The following is an 18,448-nucleotide window of genomic DNA, read 5'->3' as shown; positions in this document are numbered from 1 at the left end:
ACTATTTGACCGATTGATCTCAAATATACCATTGAGTACAATATGGCTAATGTAAGACAATAAATGGATATCATTGTGGTTAGTGGCCGTAAGCGTAAATTTGATGAGCAAACTGCATTACAAGCAGCAATGGAAGTGTTTTGGGCAAAAGGTTTTGTTGGTGCTTCTTTAGCTGAGCTAACAAAATGTATGAAGATTAATAAGCCGAGTATGTATAATACTTTTGGTAATAAAGAAGCTTTATTCATTAAGGCGACTCAATATTATATCGAACACAATTTAACAAGCCACTCTGCTGCCTTGTATGAACCTAATACCCCTTTACAAACTCGGCTAAAAAACTACATGATGTCAATTGTTCGTATGCAATGTAGCTCCGAGCAACCCAAAGGTTGTTATCTCGTATTGTGCCAATCAGAAGTCGCCGGTGGCGATATTCCTGCTAATGCTGCCGCTTTGCTCACTGAAGTTGAGGCGAGTCCAAAAGTGTTATTAAGTGAACTGTTTAGTCATGATCAAGAAGCCATTTTGTTGGGCTTGCATCATAACTCAGCGGGCAACGCACTAAGTTTATACACAGCACTCAAAGGCACAGCAGCAATGGCACGTTCCAAAGTATCTTCTTCAGATTTAGAGTATGTTATTGATACGATGTTAACCGGAATTTTCAGTGCTTCTGAAGTTCATGCCTCATCAGTACAAACCATGCAGTAGAGCTGCCCTCTAAAATTCAGCTTTTATCTTGAATAGCGCTAGTAAATATGACCGGAGTTACTCTGCAGGTTACTGAGTAACTAAGTTGAGTAGCCTTTAATAAACATCGCAATACTCGAGTCTAAATAACGGTTAATTTCGCTTTCTGATATTTGCTTTTTAGTATTAAATTCAAGCCGCATCCAGCACTCTCCTTTCACCATATTTAAAAACTGTAACGCAGCAAATTTAGCTTCAGGGATTATTAGCTGCTGCTTGTTATCAAACTCAGCCATGAGCTTTGCCACGTCATTCACAATACGTTCAGGACCCTCTTGATAGAATAGTTCCGATATTTGTGGGTAAGATTTAGATTCGTAAGCACAAATTTTATGTATCGCTAGTGCTTCTTTTGAGGTCAGCATAGCCAAAAACCGTTTTGCCAAAATAAATAAAATTTCTGCCGGCTCACTAGCGGTATCAAGTGAAATTTCAGTCATTTGGTAAGAATCACATTTTTGCTTTATTGATGCAGCAAATAATTCATCTTTACTACCAAAATGGCTATACACCGTTTGCTTAGAAACACCGGCATTTTTAGCAATTAAATCCATACTCGTAGAGCTATAACCTTGTTCGGTAAACAACAACGTTGCTGCAACCAATATCTGTTTTCTTTTACTTTCACTTTTGCTTCGCACATTTGCCATAAAGCTAGTCACCACTATCCATAAAAACTAAAAAATTAACACGATACATGTCCGGTAAGTACATCACACAGGTCAATATTAATATGAGTATTATACCCTATTAAGCTACAACTTTACCTCTTCCATAGTGTTATCTACTGATCATCATTGATTAGTGTAAAGATCTTTAACCGTGCGATAACATACATCAAAATAGACTAGACAGTCTAGTTTGAGTAAACTAGACTGTTGAGTCTAGTTTGTATACTTTACATTTAAGGCTCATTACGTGTTCATAGTCCAACGCACCAAAAAACTACTGGCAATTTATGGTTTATTATTAACTTGCGCCTTATTAAGTGCTTGCTCTGATACTGAACAAGACAAAACTCAAGCGAGTGAACTAAGCGCTAATTATCACCACAGTGCTAATATTCAAACCATCTCACCAAATTTGTCTTATGATATTGAGCGAAATTATATTGGTAAAGTTGTCAGTAAACAGTTGGCATCACTCAGCTTTGAGTACGCCGGCAAAGTCACCAAAGTTTATGTCGATAGTGGTGACATCATTAAACAAGGTCAACTATTAGCAGAGCTTGATACAGAATTACTCACCATTAAGCGACAAGAAATTGCCGCGACCATAGCGCAATTAAATGCACAAGCTGAATTGAATCGTTTAAACCTATCGCGCATTTATGATTTAAGCTCTAAAGGTTATAGCTCTAAGCAGGCATTAGATGAACTTGAAACGGAAAAAAAGATCATTATTGCTGATCTGTCTCGCCAACAAGCAAATATAGCAAATATAGAGTATCAAATGTCACGGGCTAAGCTTCATGCGCCATTTGATGCCATCATAAGCACACGCTCTATCGCCGAAGGGGAGAACTTCAGCCCAAATCAAACAGCCTTTGAGCTGATTAAGCAAAGCCATCATGAAGTTTCTGTCGGTGTGCCTGTTAGCGTAGCTAGTCGCTTAACTGTCGGACAAACATTGCCCGTGACCTTAGATAAACAAGTCTTATCGGCAACACTATTAGTGATTGGAAAACAAGTACATGACATTAGTCGTACGGTTGAATTACGCCTAGCTCTGAGTCAGAAAAACCATTTTTACAATGGCCAACTGGCACAAGTAAACATTCAGCAAAAAATTGAGCAAGCCGGTTTCTGGTTACCTTTATCGGCATTAACCGATGGTATTCGAGGTCAATGGAATGTTTATCAAGTCACGCCAACAACAGCCGATTTATTCGCGATTTCAGCAACCACTGTTGAAGTAAAATATTCAACATTAGACGCTGCTTATATCACTGGTTTACCTTTAGTACCTGTCGATATTATCGTTGCTGGTGTGCACCGCTATGTCCCCAAACAAATTGTTAAGCGTGCTGATCAACAAGTAACGCCCGTCGCCATGAAAGGGCAAAGCTTATGATACGTTCATTTGTTAAAAATGGCCGCTTAATGTCTTTGGTGATCACCCTCTTAGTCGTAGCTGGTTTAGGTGCCTTGAGCAATTTGCCTCGTACCGAAGATCCCAGAATAACCAACAGAATCGCCAGTGTTATTACGCAATTACCCGGTGCAAGTGCTGAAAGAGTTGAAGTACTCATTAGCGAGAAAATCGAGCAAAAGTTACGAAAACTACCTGAAATAAACCTATTAACTTCAAACTCTCGCCCCGGTATTTCAATTGTCCAAGTGAAATTACAAGATGAAATTACCGATACCAAGCCGATATGGTCTAGAGTGCGAGATTTGCTTAATGATCTCAGTCCAAGTTTACCTGCCGGTACACTCTCACCAATATTAGAAGACGATAGAGGCTATGCTTATACCCAAATAATCGCTCTCAACTGGCAAGGCACAGGTGAACCCAATACCGCGACACTAGGGCGCTATGCAAATGAGCTACAAAATCAATTAAAGTTAATTTATGGAACTGATTTAGTCAGTATTTTTGGTCGAGGATCTGAGGAAGTTTTAGTCGAACTCGATCCCATGATGAGTAGCCAGCTAAAGCTATCCGTTAGTGATGTTTCAGAAAAAATACGTCAAGCCGATGCTAAAGTTTCTGCAGGGCAATTAACCAATCAATTCAACCAAATGCAAATAGAATTGGCCGGCGCGTTACATGACACTGACCGGATCAGTGATATTTCAATCAAAGCAGACAATAATGGCAACTTAATGCGCTTAGGGGACATTGCTGATATTCAAAAAACCGTCAGTTATCCACCAAAAGAAATAGCGATGATCAACGATCAGCAGGCTGTTGTTGTGGCCACACGCATGCTACCAAACTTACGTATCGATCAATGGAGCGCTTCAGTTCAGCAAGCCTTAGCGGTATTTGCCGAAACCTTACCCAATAATGTCAGTTTAGAAGTAATATTTGATCAAAGCAGTTATACCGAAACTCGTCTCAGTGATTTAGTCAGTAATATCGCCGTAGGTTTTGCCATCATCGCAGTCGTACTACTCATCACATTAGGTTGGCAAGCCGCTTTAATTGTTGCCCTATCGCTGCCATTAACCGTGTTATTTACCTTATCTGTGATGAATTTTTACGGTTTACCGATACACCAAATGTCAGTAACCGGTCTGGTGGTTGCTTTAGGGATCATGGTTGATAATGCCATTGTCATAGCTGATACAATAAAAACCAATCGGGAGAATGGTCAACGTCGACTTGATGCGGTCTCAAATGCGGTTAACCATCTATGGCTACCATTACTTGGCTCAACCTTAACAACCATTTTAGCTTTTATGCCTATCGTATTGATGCCAGGCCCTGCCGGTGAGTTTGTTGGTGGTATTGCCCTCAGTGTTATATTCTCCCTGATTGGCTCTTATATTATCTCTCATACTATTGTTGCAGGTTTAGCCGGTCGCTTCATTGGCAAACGCAATAATACTCATGAATCACATTGGTACCAACGCGGGATCACCTTACCGGCATTAAATCGCAGCTTTGTTAGTGTTCTAAGTTGTTCACTGACTTACCGAAAAACCATCATCACTTTAGTATTTTGCCTACCGCTATTTGGCTTTATCGCGGCAAAGCAATTACAAGAGCAATTTTTTCCGGCTTCTGATCGCGACATGTTTCAAATTGAGCTTTTTTTACCGTCACAAAGTAGCATTATCAATACCCAGCGCGTCAGTTCACAGCTAACAAATTATCTGACAAAGCTAGAAGGTATTAAGGATGTTCGTTGGTTTATCGGTAATAATGCCCCGTCTTTTTACTACAATTTAATGCCAACAAAAGATGGTGCTCAATATTACGCGCAAGCGATGGTTACCGCGACAAGCTTTCAAGCCGCGAATCGTTTAATTCCTGACATCCAAAAAAGTTTAGATGAAATGTTACCTGAAGCACAAATATTGGTCAGGAAACTGGAACAAGGCCCTCCTTTCAATGCCCCTGTAGAGTTACGTATCTTTGGACCTAATCTAGATAGGTTAAAATCTATTGGTGATGATATTCGCGCTTTTATGGCTGATACCCAAGATATTACGCATAGTCGAGCAACGCTTCAGCCGGGAACACCTAAGGTTTGGGTCAATATTAATGAGGCTAAAGCTAATTTAGCCGGCCTGTCTTTAGTACAAGTAGCGCAGCAACTAAACACAACGTTATCTGGTCAAGTAAATGGCTCAATTATCGAAGCAACAGAGTCTATTCCAGTTAGGGTTCGTATTGGTAATGAACAACGAGATGATTTAGCTGCTTTAGAAAATGTTAACGTTATTAATCCAAGCTCAAAGCAATCGATACCACTGACTGCGATTGCCGATTTAGAAGTTAAAGCTAGCCGTGGCGCTATTCCACACAGGAATGGTGTGCGCGTGAATGTCATTGAAGGCTATATTCGTGCCGGCGTGCTTCCCTCAGTAGTTTTGGATCGCGTTAAAGAGAATATGGCTAAAGCAGATTATCAATTATATCACGGCTATCGCATAGAGTTTGGTGGTGAGTCAGCAGAGCGTAATAAAGCCGTGGGTAAGTTATTGGCAAGCGTTGGTTTAATACTAACGTTGTTATTGACGGTGGTGGTGTTATCTTTTAACTCATTTCGACTCAGTGCCATTATATTTTTATCGGCATTTCAATCTATTGGCTTAGGGTTACTAAGTGTCTATATTTTTGACTACCCTTTTGGTTTCACGGTAATTATTGGCTTATTAGGCCTAATGGGACTTGCTATCAATGCCGCGATTGTCATTATTGCTGAATTAAAAATGGATGAAAAAGCCATACAGGGTGACCAAGCAGCAATTATTCGTTGTGTACAAAGTTGTGCTCGCCATATTAGTTCTACAACCATCACAACCGTTGGAGGCTTTTTACCCTTGATTCTTGCTGGCGGTGGTTTTTGGCCGCCTTTTGCTGTCGCGGTAGCTGGTGGTACTGTGTTAACAACCATTTTATCGTTTATCTTTGTGCCAGCAGCTTTTTCGTTATTTAGCCAACACAATGCCTTTGAACTGACCAAACAACCAGCACTAACTTAAATAGTGAGGTTAGCACTAGCAACGAGCTCAGATTAGCTTTTGGTTATTTAGTCGCGATGATAAAAAACGCAAAGTGTTACCACTTTGCGTTTTTATTAGTCAGGATTAAAGCCATTTTTAATTTTTTCTATGCGCTCTTGATGCCGGTGATGTGCTTTTAGTGCTGCAACAGCAAATGCGCCAACGATAGCGACTATAGGAATTAGTAGCGATAATGTTTCGGGTTGTAATAAAGTTTTTAACCATTCCATCGGATAACCTATTTTTTATTGTATTATTTATTCTTCGAAATATGTGCCCCAACCATCATAATCAACTTTGCACTGTTTTGCTAATTCGAACATCTTTTTAGTTTCATCAAAAATAATATCAAAATCTAAAGCTTGTTCTGTGACAATATCAAAGGCAAAAACTTTGTCGCCATTTTCTAATTCAGCTTCTTCAGGCTCTTCAATTTCTAAACCCATTTTAAATGCAGCAATGGCCGCTTTTTCTAAAATATCGAAATCGACACTAGAAAAGTGATGCTCGATAGTATGGTGAACTTCTTCATTAGTGCCATCTTCAACCAAGGCCGCTATCAACTGCTCAGTATGCTCTTGCCATTGTTGCAATTCTTCATCAATCATTGTTTTATCTCACTTGGTTACTTATTTTATGACTTTTTATCATTTGGCGATGTTAGCTCGCAGTCAGTCTCAATATTTAATTGTTCAATTTTAGCTAGCATAGCACTACGGGTTTGATTGGTTACCGTGCGAATTTTTTCCTTATCTTCACTCGATAACGTAATAGGCGCTAAAAACTCAATAATCATTTTACCGTTATCCCAACGGTTTAAATCGATGGTTTTATGACTGTTGCTAGCACAAACAGGCACAATCGGCACTTCTGCTTTTGCTGCCGTACGAAATGCGCCGGTTTTAAACGGTAATACACCCCGACCATAGCTGCGAGTGCCTTCAGGGAATAACCAAACAGATAGTTTCTTTTCACGAATTTTTTGTGCGGTTGTATCTATGGTCCCCATGGCTTTATTTTTATTTTTCCTATCAATTAAAATATTACCGGTTAACCAGTACATTTGCCCAAAAAATGGTATCCATTTTAAACTTTTTTTACCAACACTCACTGTTCCTGGTTGCACTGCACCACTGACGGTAAAAATGTCATAGCTATTTTGATGGTTGCAAATATAGACCACTGGAGCAATATTTTTTGCCGAATCAGGTATTCGTACTTCAATATCTAAACCCAAAATTTTTGCAACTTTGCCAAGATACTTAGCCGTATGATAAACATTATCGCGATGAAATGGTCGGATCAAACAGAATAAACAAGAACAGATAGAGATGATAACTAAGCTTAAAGTCATCAATATGACACGAATAACAGCTAACAAAGGGCATTCCTAGAAAATTTATAAGCGCTGATTATACCTTTAATTTCTAAAATAGCTAAGCCAACAGCCTAGCTTTATAATCAGACAATTAAATATACGCGGCAAGCCCCTATTATCAACGGGCCACCTGAATTTCACGATACTTTTTATAAAGTAATTTTAGGTGCTCATATTCAAATGCTGAGCCTGAGGCATAATATCGAAAAGGCAAAGATGCTCTTGCATCAACACCATCGATTAGCGATATCAATAATTCTTCATCTGTATCCAGACCTAATTCATTAATGGCTTGTTGGAAAACTAAATTATCAAAGGCCAGAGCTGTGGCATCACGAAGTGATGACGGCCCTAACAGCGGCAATACTAAATAAGGCCCTGCATCAACGCCCCAATAACCTAAGGTTTGGCCAAAATCTTCATTTTGCTCAGCTAAGCCTATTTGCGTGGCAACATCAAACAATCCCGCTAAACCTAAAGTGGAGTTTAAGGTAAAGCGAGCAAGTGTTTCACCTGCTACAAATAATTTTAACTGTAGTAGTGAGTTAATAAACGTCGATATTTCATCTAAGTTGCTAAAGAAGTTATGAACACTTCTTTCAACCACATCAGGGGTGATTTTTTGATAGCCGGCAACCACTGGTAATATGACATACTCATCAGCTTTAGCATTAAAATAATACATCCGGCGATTAAACCCTTCCCAAGGATCGCTATAAGCACTCATCACTCCCAACTCTTCATGGTTATTAGGTAGCTTAACTATGGGGGCAATGGCATTACTTTCTAACTTAGGTACTGAAGAACATGCAGTCATTAAAAAACAACAAAAAAGTCCGAGCAACTGATTAAGCAGCTTTAGCATTAATTAACGCCTCTGTGAAAGATGGTCTGTAGATGTTCAACAAAGCTTAATCTGTCCATATTGCCACAATGGCCACCACGCGGAAATATTTTGGCACGCTCAGTAAATATTGACTGTAAATAGTCAACTTCTCCTGCCTTTAAAATAATATCATCTTGATTTGTCACTAAATAAATTTTTTCCGACGTTTTTAAATAATCCTCTATTGCATGCAAGCTGTACCGATGTATCAAATCAGCTTTAGTGGTAGTAGCATCTTGTCGTTGCGCTCTTGGCAGCATAGCACCGTCAAAGTAATCGCCAAAAGTTACGTCACTAGCACGTTGCATTGAGTGCGTTAGACTTTCAAATTTATCTATCACATGATTTTTATAAGTGATTGCACCGGTATTAAAACTAGCATCCAAAGCAAATATCATATCTGATGACGACATTCTAAATGAAGCACCAATTAACAGCTTCAATTCTGCTTCGGTCAAATTGGCATACTTAAATAAACTAAAGATCGATCCTTGATCAAATGCTGACGATGCTTGCATTGAATATTGATCAGAAAAGCGTGCAAATATTTCATCAAACATTGCCACGGCGGCTTGACGGTTATCACGTAAGTTAAAATATTCATCGAGTATCGTGACTGAGTTATATAAACTCACGGGTGGGTTGATCAGCAATACTTTTTCAAAATTAAACGCTTGCTGTTTTTCATCAAGTAACGCGATAAATGCCGAATGCGCGCCCCCTAAACTGTAGCCCGTAATAGCAAATGATGAAGCTTCTACCCCATTTTGGGCCTGCACTTGCGCCCAAACTAAGTTCATTACTTTATATAAATCTTCGGCATCATGCGCTAAATCACCTGGCATATAGGTAGTATTAGTTGAATTAACAATAAAATTGGCAAAGGTCGGCGATGACAAAGAAATGACATGATAGCCTTGTTGATAAAAGCTCTTTTGTAGACTTAACATTTTCGCACTGTCGTAACTTGCCCCCGTGCCGGCAATAATAAAAATAACCGGCCCGATAGCATCTTGCTTAATTAAAGAATATTTCATCTTTTTGTTAAACCAGAACACTTCGGGAATATCTTTTAATGGCTTAATTGTTATTTGTTTATTGATCACAGTAATTGATTCCGGCATATCTGCAGCAACTTCTTGGCAGTAACCTGTTACCGTTGCTTGATAGCGTGAATACGGTAAATCACAAACAGCTTTAACCAATACCGCTTCATCTTGTTGAATGCTACATGCTGATAAGAATATAATGAGTAAAACACTCAATAACCGCACTGAATCTCTCCCTAACTGGTTTGTTTTTTCAATCTAAAATCATTGCGAATAAGCCATGATATCACTGGCACATTCTAACTTTTGTCCAAATAAAAGTATCTAATTTAAAGCGTTAATTAAATAACTGGATAGTTTTCTCACCACATATTTTTCATTGACTATAGTTAACTTGGACGCTGAATTAACTAGCACTTATTTAATATTATTTTTTCTCCCTCGTCTAAACACTTGACCTAACCGTGGGTTAAAGTCTAATAAGGAGTTATATGAATATTACTTTAATCATTAAATTAAGTTGCTTTATTATGGTATTACCACTGCAGTGTCAGGCCATGGCTGAAGACAGCAAAGCAAGTACAGTGACAAACTCTGTAAAACCGGCCATGACAATTTATCAAGCAACAAACAATAATTTGTCATTAAATTTAACTCAAGAATGGGGTTTATCTGCTCTTATTATTGCCGCTCAAGATGAAAAAAATCTTCACAATCGACAAGTAATAAAACAGTTATTTTCAGTAGATGATACTAAGGTACTACAAAGACATATCAATAAGAGCTTTCAGACGGGGCTGTATAGCTTAAAAAATAGTTATATTTTATCACCAAACTACACGCCTTTGTTGTCTGCTCAACTTCTGCTTGCTAACGCGGTAAAAAATGACTTATACCAGCTTGGTCGATTAAGCACAGAAACAGGTTATAGCGATCAAGAACAGCTGTATCAGAAACATTTTAGAGTATTTATACGCAGCGCTTATAACGTGTTACACCATGGAAAATTTGATTTATCTTTAACCGCTAGTTTTGAAAGTAGACAAGCCCAACACAGTTTGACACCTGTGCTTGAGCCGTTCAATAAAAGCCCAAACAATGAACAAACAAGCTCTACCACCTTAGGTATTATCGGCAGTTACGATCTATCAAAGCATTGGAGCTTAGTCGGAGCCTTTACCTCTAGCCAGATAAATAATGAAAATATTAATTCTGGTTTACAACAAAAGCATCAGCTTAATATCGCTATAATTGGCACAACTTATTCTTTTTAACCCCTGTTATAAACTATCTAGGGCAATAAAACTGATTAACTGGCCGCTAAAAATTAATTATTAGTGAACAAAAACTAATCGAAATAGCAAAGATTACGCGGCTGTTTCGTTTAATATATAGCCTTGTCCCCAAACAGTTTCAATACGCACATCTGTCATTCCCGCATGCAATAGTTTGTCACGTAACTTAGCAATACGAACATCTACGGTACGCTCAACACCATTATATTGCCGGCTTAATAAAGTGCTATAAATAGTATCACGTGTCATCACTTGGCCTGCATTTTGGGTTAGCAGAGCCAATAATTGAAACTCAAAAGAACTTAAAGGAATAATATTACCATTAACTTCACATTTACTTGCTTGTTGATAGAGCGCAATATTGCCCAATTTGTTAACATTTAATTGACGAACTTGATGCACTGATTGACGACGTAACATGGCGTCAAGCCTTGCTTTTAATACTCTAGGCGATACTGGCTTAGAAATAAAGTCATCTGCGCCAAGCTTAAAAGCACTAAGTTGATCTTCCTCTGCTTCTCGAGCTGTTAAGACGATAATCGGCTGCTGATATATTTTTCGCAAGGCATAGCAAACATCAAAACCATCTATCTTAGGCAAGCCAATATCCAGAATTACCAAATCAGGTTTATAGGTTAAAATAGCCTCTTGTGCTAAATCGCCACTAAAAAGCTGTTGGACGAGATAATTAGATTTCTCTAAGAATGACTTTATTAGGTGAGAAACCATGCGATCATCTTCAATTAATAGTATTTTTTTCACCCTATTATTGACATCGATTACGTTATTCAAGCCCAATATTTTCTCTTCCACAAATAAGCACTAATTTAAGTTGGCGCAGTATAGTGCAATAAAACAGCAAAAAAGTATGATTATGTTACTAAGGCAGTAACAAAATGTAATCTCAGTACAAGTAAAGTAACTTGATTTATAGCCGCGTTAATAATGATGCTAAACGCATTTATTTTTCGATGTCATCTTCGCTTAAGCTAAGCGGTAGCCAGAGTGAGGTGAAGCTATTTATACACTGAATAAAGACAAAAAAGCCAATTCAATATTTTTGAATTGGCTTTTATCGAGTTAAATAAAGACCGAACTTAAAACAGCTCTTCAGGGATATCAAACATTGCACTTTGACCAGATTTTGCTGATGTGATCAACGATTGACAACGTGGTAATAAGCGCGAAAAGAAATAACGAGCGGTATGAATTTTACTTTGATGAAATGCACTATCGTCACTTGCTGCGAATGACACTTCAGCCATTTTAGCCCAAATATAGGCCATCGAGGTATAACCAAAGACATGTAAATAATCATTCGCCGCACAACCAAGCTCTTCTTTTGAGCTCTGCGCTGCCGTCAATAAATATTCGGTTAAGTCTGCAAGCTCATCAATGGCACTTGCTAAAGGTTGAGTAAATTCTTGCATAGCGTCCGCTTTTTGCTCTTGAATGTAACTACGTACTTCATCAAGAAAAACTTGCACTAACTGACCTTTACTACCGGCCACTTTTCGTACTAATAAATCCATGGCTTGCACACCGTTTGTGCCTTCATAGATTTGTGAAATACGGGTATCTCGCACTAGTTGCTCTTGTCCCCATTCTCTAACATAGCCATGACCACCAAACACTTGTTGGCCGGCCACTGTACTTTCAAAACCAAGATCCGTGAAAAATGCTTTCGCAATCGGTGTCATCAACGCCACAAGCTGATCAGCTTTCTGCTGTGCTTCACCACTGCCATAAGTGGCAATATCTAACTGCATGGCAATATACGTTGATAAAGCACGTGAACCTTCATTCGTCGCTTTCATATTTAGTAGCATACGGCGCACATCGCCATGAACCAGCAATGAATCTGCCTGTGCATCTGGCGACTTAACACCCGATAAAGAACGCCCTTGAATTCTATCTTTAGCGTACTCTAAAGCATTTTGATAGGAGCGTACCGCAGCTCCTAATCCTTGAATACCAACACCAATACGTTCAAAGTTCATCATGGTGAACATGCAAGCTAAGCCTTTATTAAGCTCACCAACTAAATAACCTTTAGCACCATCAAAATTCATCACACAAGTGGCCGAAGCATGGATACCCATTTTATGTTCAATCGAACCACAGCTGACTTTGTTTTGTTCGCCAAGTGATTCGTCATCATTAACATGAAATTTAGGCACTAAAAATAGCGAGATACCACGAGGGCCAGCAGGAGCATCAGGTAATTTAGCTAGCACCAAGTGAATGATATTTTCAGTTAAATCGTGCTCACCGGCAGTAATAAATATTTTCGTACCACTAATAAGGTAGCTATCATCCGCTTGCGGCACCGCTTTAGTTCTGATCATGCCTAAATCAGTACCGGCATGAGATTCGGTCAAACACATGCTAGCACTCCAATCACCGGCATACATGCGAGTTAAATAACGTTGCTTTAACGCTTCACTACCATGTTTTGCTAGTGATAGACCTGCACCAGCAGTTAAGCCGGGGTAAAGCGAAAAGGAAATATCTGCTGAACATAACATTTCTTCATGAAATGCAGTCAACATTTTAGGCATACCCATACCGCCAAAATCTGGGTCACCACCGAGTGATGTCCAGCCGCCAGCAACGTAAGTATTAAAAGCTTCCTTGTAGCCTGGTGCCGTAGTAACTTTGCCATTATTAAAAGCAACACCGACTTCATCGCCATTACGAGATAGTGGCGCTATTTCTTGTTCGGTCACTTTTGCACACTCTTGCAAGATAGCTTCAGCAGTTTCTCGATCAACTCGATCAGCCAGTGTTGGTAATGACTGCCATAATTTATCGGCATTAAATACGTCATATAACAAAAAATTCATATCTTTTAGAGGCACTTGATAGTCAGCCATTACATTCTCCGAACAGGTAATTTAAACAAATAATTAAAACACTTGTTTGAATATATATCAAACGCAGTAAAAGTAAAGCGATAACTAGAAATTCGCATGCCTGTAATATTTAACGTAAGCTAGGAGCTGTTACTATTTACTTATATAGGTTTATTGTGAAATTTCTTGCGCTTGTGGGTATTTTAATAATATGTTTTCCTAATACTGTTTGGGCAAAGCAAGTTGATTTTAGAAAGCAAATTATCGATCAACAGGTAGAATTCAACTATCAATGGTTAGATCAGGCTCAACAAGTGCAATCCCTGAGTTTTTCAATTGGCAAAGCGGCTATATTTGAGCGTTTTAGGAACTTTAAAGCTTATAAAGCTAAGCACGCAAAAAAATATATCAATCATCAACTTAGAAAAAAATTACAACAAAATCCTATCGCCAATGTAAAAGTAAGATTTTTAAATCGGGGAGGTAATTTACAAGTAGATATTAGCGGTAAAAATCAAGTAACTGTTGACCAAGCATACCAAACTATTGCTCAGCTCGAGAAAGAGCTAGTGAATGAACATTTAACGCGTAACTTCTACACCCAGTTTCTTTCATATGATAATAACTATGCAATAAAACCCGACCATGTCCGTTTTGCACAAGAATCTGTTGCTGACTTTTCGTCACTCAAGCCGCTTATTTTGGCCAGTGTTTCTATATTAAATGTGCGAGAAGTCAGTGACTATGTGCTCGGATTTGTTCAAAGTATTCCTTATGCTACGTTAGAGTCGAGAGTGACCTCAACAGGTGCTGGCTTTAATCCTCCCTTACAAACGCTTTGGCAAAATCAAGGCGATTGCGATAGTAAAGTTACCCTGACCGCAGCTATTTTTAGAGCCTTAATGCCACGAATTAAAATGATGTTAGTTTTTATTGATAACCATGCGCTACTTGCAATAAATATTCCCAAAGAAGAGGATGAACTGACGATTACAGTTGATGGTTTGGCTTATGTTTTAGCTGAGCCGACCGGTCCTGCAATGATGCGTGTTGGCGAATTATCGTCTGATGCTGAGTTTGCCATACGTAATGGTCGCTATTATGCTGAGGCTTTTTTTGCTGAGTCGGATGAGTAAAAATATCACAACAGCACATCCCGTAATTCACGTTCATCTCAATAAGTTATAAACGGCTTTTATACCAATTCTAATAAGTTTGGTATTAGACGGTCAGTTAAATAGAATTCACACTTGCTTCTTTATCTACTCATACCAATTCTACGAAGTTTCTTCCGACTCAGTGACACCTAAAAGCTTAACGGCACAGGTTCACCGTTCCAGACTAAACCTAAGTACCTACATCCATGTGGGTAAGGCATTGATTTCGATAATGGTTATTCTGTACAACTGCTCCTGCGTTATTCTAATGACTCACATCCCTGTGGCACCTTATCGACGTCAATAACGCGGCCTGTAAGCCTTTTAAAATCAACCTTGGGGAGCAAACTTAATCGACTTGGTGTCACTGTTGGCCATTTCGCTTGTAAGCGCTAAAATAGCATAGTGAATAAAGTAGCTTAACCCGAATTGCGGTTTGTTAACTGCGATAAAATACTGTCGCGTAAAGCATTAAGGCTGATCGGTTTAGAAATATGCAGGTTCATTCCTGCGGCTAAACATTGCTGCTTATCTTCTTCACGAGCGTGTGCTGTCATAGCAATAATAGGTAAATCATTATATTGCGACTGAGCACGTATATGCTGGGTTGCCGTTAAGCCATCCATTACAGGCATTTGAATATCCATCAGGATAATATCAATATTTTGCAAGGGTAACTTGTCTAGCGCCTCTTGCCCATTTTGCGCGACAACCACAACAGCCTGCATTGATTCTAATAACTTAATTGCAACCAATTGATTAACAAGGTTATCTTCTACCAGTAATATTGTTAACCCGGCCAAACTTGCTGTTGTTGTCGAGATAACGTTAGTCTCTGGTTTAGCGTTAACTAACGGTAAGTGTGAGGATAAACGAGTAAGTTCTTTGGCTAGCTTGGCAATAACATCTCGATACAATGGCATTTCTAACAATAAATAATTAATGCTATGGTGGTTTAACTGCTCTAGTAACTCAAATGAAATAACACTGGCTACAGGCTGGCATAAAGCAAGTACTGTAACTTCTTGCCTTATTATATTCAGCTCATTTTGCCTAAAACCTTGAGGATAATTACTGCTATCGATAAAGAGTAGCTTTTGTGCACTAACGCTTATCTTTTCTAGCTGATTGATGCCATTAATCTTGGTGATCTGCTGATTGATATCAGTAAAATTTTGCTCTAATTTATCGGGTATATGCACGGCTAAATTAAACACAGTACATCGAGAAAATTGCGACTGAAACTGAGTTAAATAATTATTAGCGCAATCAGCTTTACTGGCAACAGGGTTCGGCATATTCATTGGTAGTGCCAAGGTAAATTCCGCCCCATCACCTAAAGTACTTTCAATAGAAATTTCACCACCAAGCAGTTGTGCAATATGTTGACATATTGATAGCCCCAAACCAGTACCGCCATATACTCGGGTCATAGATTCATCAGCTTGCTTAAATGCTTCAAATAATCCTGACTGTTTAGTTTTTTCTATGCCAATACCGGTGTCTTTGACTTTAAATAGCAACAAAGTGCTACCGTCGTCAGAGTGTTGACAAGATAATGACACGCTAAGCTCCACTGTGCCTTGTTCGGTAAATTTAATCGCATTATTAAGCAAATTGCTCAGCACTTGCACCAAGCGCATAGTGTCAGTGTAGATTTGCAATGGCACTTGGCTGTCAATGGCAACTTTTAAGCTTAAATCTTTACCGACTAAAGCCGCAATATTTAAATTAAGCGCTTGCGATACAATGCTATCTAGCTCGATCAATTCTTGATGAACAGACATATTACCTGACTCTACCTTGGCCGAATCAAGTAATTCATTCACCAGATAAAGTAGCGTATTTGAAGCCGTTTCAGCATTGCTTAGATATTGCTCTTGCACCTTATCTAAACGACTTTGTTGTAAGAGAAAAAACATCCCTTGAATGGCATTGATAGGCGTACGAATTTCATGACTCATATTTGCCAAAAATTGACTTTTAATTTTGTTTGCTTCTTCAGCTTGATTTTTCGCGCGTTGCAGATCTTGGTTAATTTCAAACTGCTGAGTAACATCACGAATAAGCACGATACTGCCAAGTAACGTACTGTGCTCACCATAAAAAGGAGCCTTATAAATTTCATAGGTATTGTCTTCGGTTGACACGGTTTGCTGATGCGCGGTGGCTGATTTTTTTCCTTGCTCTATGCCGATACTGTGGGCAACCTTTTCACCTAAATCCGTGGCAATAAAATCACTAATTTGACAGCCTAGAATATTAACTTCTTTTTGTAATACTAACTGCTCAACGGCCTGGTTACAGCCGATTAATCGCCCTTGTTGATCGTTAAAAAGAATATAGTCAGGAATTGCATCCATCACAGAACGTAACAAAGCATAATCACGCTGATGCTGCTCACTCTTGTGAAATAAAGCTTGAGTTTTTTCTTTCACTCTTAGATCAAGTTGATTATTTTGATCTTTTAAGCGTTGCATCAAACTGCGGTTTTGCCCAAAGAGATCTTCAACAATTTTAAACCAATGACGCCACTCATCTGAAGGTTTTATTTTACCAGGATCACCGGCTGAACAATTTTCAATATGGGCAATAAACTTCTTCGATGGTGCAATAAAAGAGCGATAGGTTACATAATAAATAAGCCCTAACAAAGTTAACAAACCGAAGAAAACACTCGCAAACATAGTTAGAAAACGCTGATTAATTACCGCATAGAAATTATTTTTTTGATGGTATTCTAGTAAAACCCAATCATTAACCGACAACTTTTTTCGTTGCACAATCCAATCACCAATTTCTGCGCTCGGCGTAAGATCTAATAGCGACTGGTAACTAAGTTGATTTAATTGTGCCGGCGCAGCATCACTAAAAGCGGTACGTGTACTCAGTGTTAAATTAGCACTATTTTTATGCAATAAAACATGACTATGTTTATCAACAATAATATAGCCGTGATCTTGCTCATGAACGTCAGGCAAATAGTTGTATAAGCTTGCGGTATTAATATCAATTAACACCGCCCCTTTCATTTCATTGGCTAAATACACCCCCAGACCTAAAGCCGTGTTAAGGCCTTTACCTGCAGAATCAACATAAGGTTGTGACCAAAGTTTTTCATCACGATTTTTTGCAGCTTTAATCTTCATCATTAAGCTATTGGTTAAGCTTTGATCACTATATTGCCAAATACTGCGTGGTACCCAAGGGTATAGATTCACAAATCGTTGCATTGAAATGTAATATAACCAGTTTGCTTCTTTAATTGATTTTTGTGCGGTGACAAATGCCGGAGTTAATGCATTCGCCATAATTAGCTCATTTTTAAATGCTTGATTAAAGGTATTAAGCTGACCAATTCCGGTGATATTACCACTCATGATACGGTTATGAGTACTTAAGCTTCGTCTGGATTTATTAAGATAAAAATATTTACCTTCTTGATGTAACGACGGAATTTGATTGGCTAATTCTTCAGGAAAACGGAGATAATATTCTGCTAAATCGCGGATGCCAGTCAGTGTTTCCACAGTGCTAGCCAGCTTTTTATTAAGTTGTACACTGTACTCGGTCAGCTCTAGTAGTTTTTCATCATGATGTGACAAACGAGCAAGATAATAATTATAGAACGTAATAATAAAAGTCAGTAGCATAATGCCAGAGAAGACGATAATAACTGATTTATTGTATCGTTGAAAAAGCTGCTCTTTTGAGTTTTTTGCAAACACTATAATAACCTTAGCTCGGGTTAATGGATATTATAACCATTTGATTCTTGGCTAAATTATTCATTATATATCTTTAAGTAAAAGCCTAACAAAGCCGCAATGATGAAATTTAGCGGCTTAGCAAAGCCTTGTTACCAACCAATAGCGAGCTATTGGCCGTGAAAATA

At 38.6% G+C, this 18,448-nt stretch carries 14 protein-coding genes; 5 read left to right on the top strand and 9 right to left on the bottom strand.

What is annotated here, in order from left to right; genetic code table 11:
• Nucleotides 1–63 precede the first annotated feature (63 nt).
• Entirely contained in the window at nt 64–714 is a 651-nt protein-coding gene (locus FGD67_RS13990; RefSeq protein ID WP_257171746.1) for a TetR/AcrR family transcriptional regulator, read from the top strand.
• An 80-nt stretch (nt 715–794) separates the two neighbouring features.
• Here FGD67_RS13990 and FGD67_RS13985 read toward each other — a convergent pair whose 3' ends face one another.
• Nucleotides 795–1,403 carry a TetR/AcrR family transcriptional regulator gene (locus tag FGD67_RS13985; protein WP_257171745.1) on the bottom strand — a complete coding sequence of 203 codons (609 nt, stop codon included), beginning with the start codon at nt 1,401–1,403 and terminating at the stop codon, nt 795–797.
• A gap of 268 nt (nt 1,404–1,671) precedes the next feature.
• Here FGD67_RS13985 and FGD67_RS13980 point away from each other — a divergent pair, with 268 nt between their 5' ends.
• Entirely contained in the window at nt 1,672–2,826 is a 1,155-nt protein-coding gene (locus tag FGD67_RS13980; protein WP_257171744.1) for an efflux RND transporter periplasmic adaptor subunit, read from the top strand.
• Nucleotides 2,823–5,912, top strand: coding sequence for an efflux RND transporter permease subunit (locus FGD67_RS13975; protein WP_257171743.1), 3,090 nt, complete (start codon nt 2,823–2,825; stop codon nt 5,910–5,912). Before FGD67_RS13980 ends, FGD67_RS13975 begins: the two co-directional genes overlap by 4 nt.
• Nucleotides 5,913–6,007: 95 nt before the next feature.
• On the opposite strand, the gene FGD67_RS13970 is transcribed toward FGD67_RS13975, so the two are convergent.
• The 5 genes from FGD67_RS13970 to FGD67_RS13950 form a co-directional block, all read right to left on the bottom strand.
• Complete coding sequence (locus FGD67_RS13970) at nt 6,008–6,163, bottom strand: hypothetical protein (protein ID WP_158077028.1); 156 nt, start codon at nt 6,161–6,163, stop codon at nt 6,008–6,010.
• A gap of 27 nt (nt 6,164–6,190) precedes the next feature.
• The gene (gene rraB, locus FGD67_RS13965; RefSeq protein WP_257171742.1) at nt 6,191–6,541 is read right to left on the bottom strand and encodes a ribonuclease E inhibitor RraB; all 351 of its coding nucleotides are present in this window, start codon (nt 6,539–6,541) and stop codon (nt 6,191–6,193) included.
• Between the two features lie 26 nt (nt 6,542–6,567).
• Nucleotides 6,568–7,314 carry a 1-acylglycerol-3-phosphate O-acyltransferase gene (locus FGD67_RS13960; protein WP_257171741.1) on the bottom strand — a complete coding sequence of 249 codons (747 nt, stop codon included), beginning with the start codon at nt 7,312–7,314 and terminating at the stop codon, nt 6,568–6,570.
• A gap of 115 nt (nt 7,315–7,429) precedes the next feature.
• A complete protein-coding gene (locus FGD67_RS13955) occupies nt 7,430–8,176 on the bottom strand; it encodes a VacJ family lipoprotein (protein WP_257171740.1) in 747 nt (248 codons plus the stop codon).
• Nucleotides 8,176–9,471 carry a hypothetical protein gene (locus FGD67_RS13950; RefSeq protein ID WP_257171739.1) on the bottom strand — a complete coding sequence of 432 codons (1,296 nt, stop codon included), beginning with the start codon at nt 9,469–9,471 and terminating at the stop codon, nt 8,176–8,178. Before FGD67_RS13950 ends, FGD67_RS13955 begins: the two co-directional genes overlap by 1 nt.
• A gap of 266 nt (nt 9,472–9,737) precedes the next feature.
• Here FGD67_RS13950 and FGD67_RS13945 point away from each other — a divergent pair, with 266 nt between their 5' ends.
• Nucleotides 9,738–10,520 (top strand): hypothetical protein, encoded by a 783-nt coding sequence (locus tag FGD67_RS13945; protein ID WP_257171738.1) that lies wholly within the window; start codon nt 9,738–9,740, stop codon nt 10,518–10,520.
• Between the two features lie 93 nt (nt 10,521–10,613).
• Here FGD67_RS13945 and FGD67_RS13940 read toward each other — a convergent pair whose 3' ends face one another.
• Together FGD67_RS13940 and FGD67_RS13935 are read right to left on the bottom strand one after the other, a co-directional pair.
• Nucleotides 10,614–11,333, bottom strand: a complete 720-nt coding sequence (locus FGD67_RS13940) for a response regulator transcription factor (RefSeq protein WP_257171737.1) — start codon at nt 11,331–11,333, stop codon at nt 10,614–10,616.
• A 305-nt stretch (nt 11,334–11,638) separates the two neighbouring features.
• Complete coding sequence (locus FGD67_RS13935) at nt 11,639–13,417, bottom strand: acyl-CoA dehydrogenase C-terminal domain-containing protein (protein ID WP_257171736.1); 1,779 nt, start codon at nt 13,415–13,417, stop codon at nt 11,639–11,641.
• A gap of 155 nt (nt 13,418–13,572) precedes the next feature.
• Here FGD67_RS13935 and FGD67_RS13930 point away from each other — a divergent pair, with 155 nt between their 5' ends.
• Nucleotides 13,573–14,532, top strand: a complete 960-nt coding sequence (locus tag FGD67_RS13930; protein ID WP_257171735.1) for a hypothetical protein — start codon at nt 13,573–13,575, stop codon at nt 14,530–14,532.
• A gap of 440 nt (nt 14,533–14,972) precedes the next feature.
• Here FGD67_RS13930 and FGD67_RS13925 read toward each other — a convergent pair whose 3' ends face one another.
• Nucleotides 14,973–18,281 carry a response regulator gene (locus FGD67_RS13925; RefSeq protein WP_257171734.1) on the bottom strand — a complete coding sequence of 1,103 codons (3,309 nt, stop codon included), beginning with the start codon at nt 18,279–18,281 and terminating at the stop codon, nt 14,973–14,975.
• Between the last annotated feature and the right edge of the window lie 167 nt (nt 18,282–18,448).

Source organism: Colwellia sp. M166, from assembly GCF_024585285.1.
GTDB lineage: Bacteria > Pseudomonadota > Gammaproteobacteria > Enterobacterales > Alteromonadaceae > Cognaticolwellia.
Note: the sequence above shows the minus strand (reverse complement) of the source record. Positions and strands in the feature narration are given on the sequence as shown.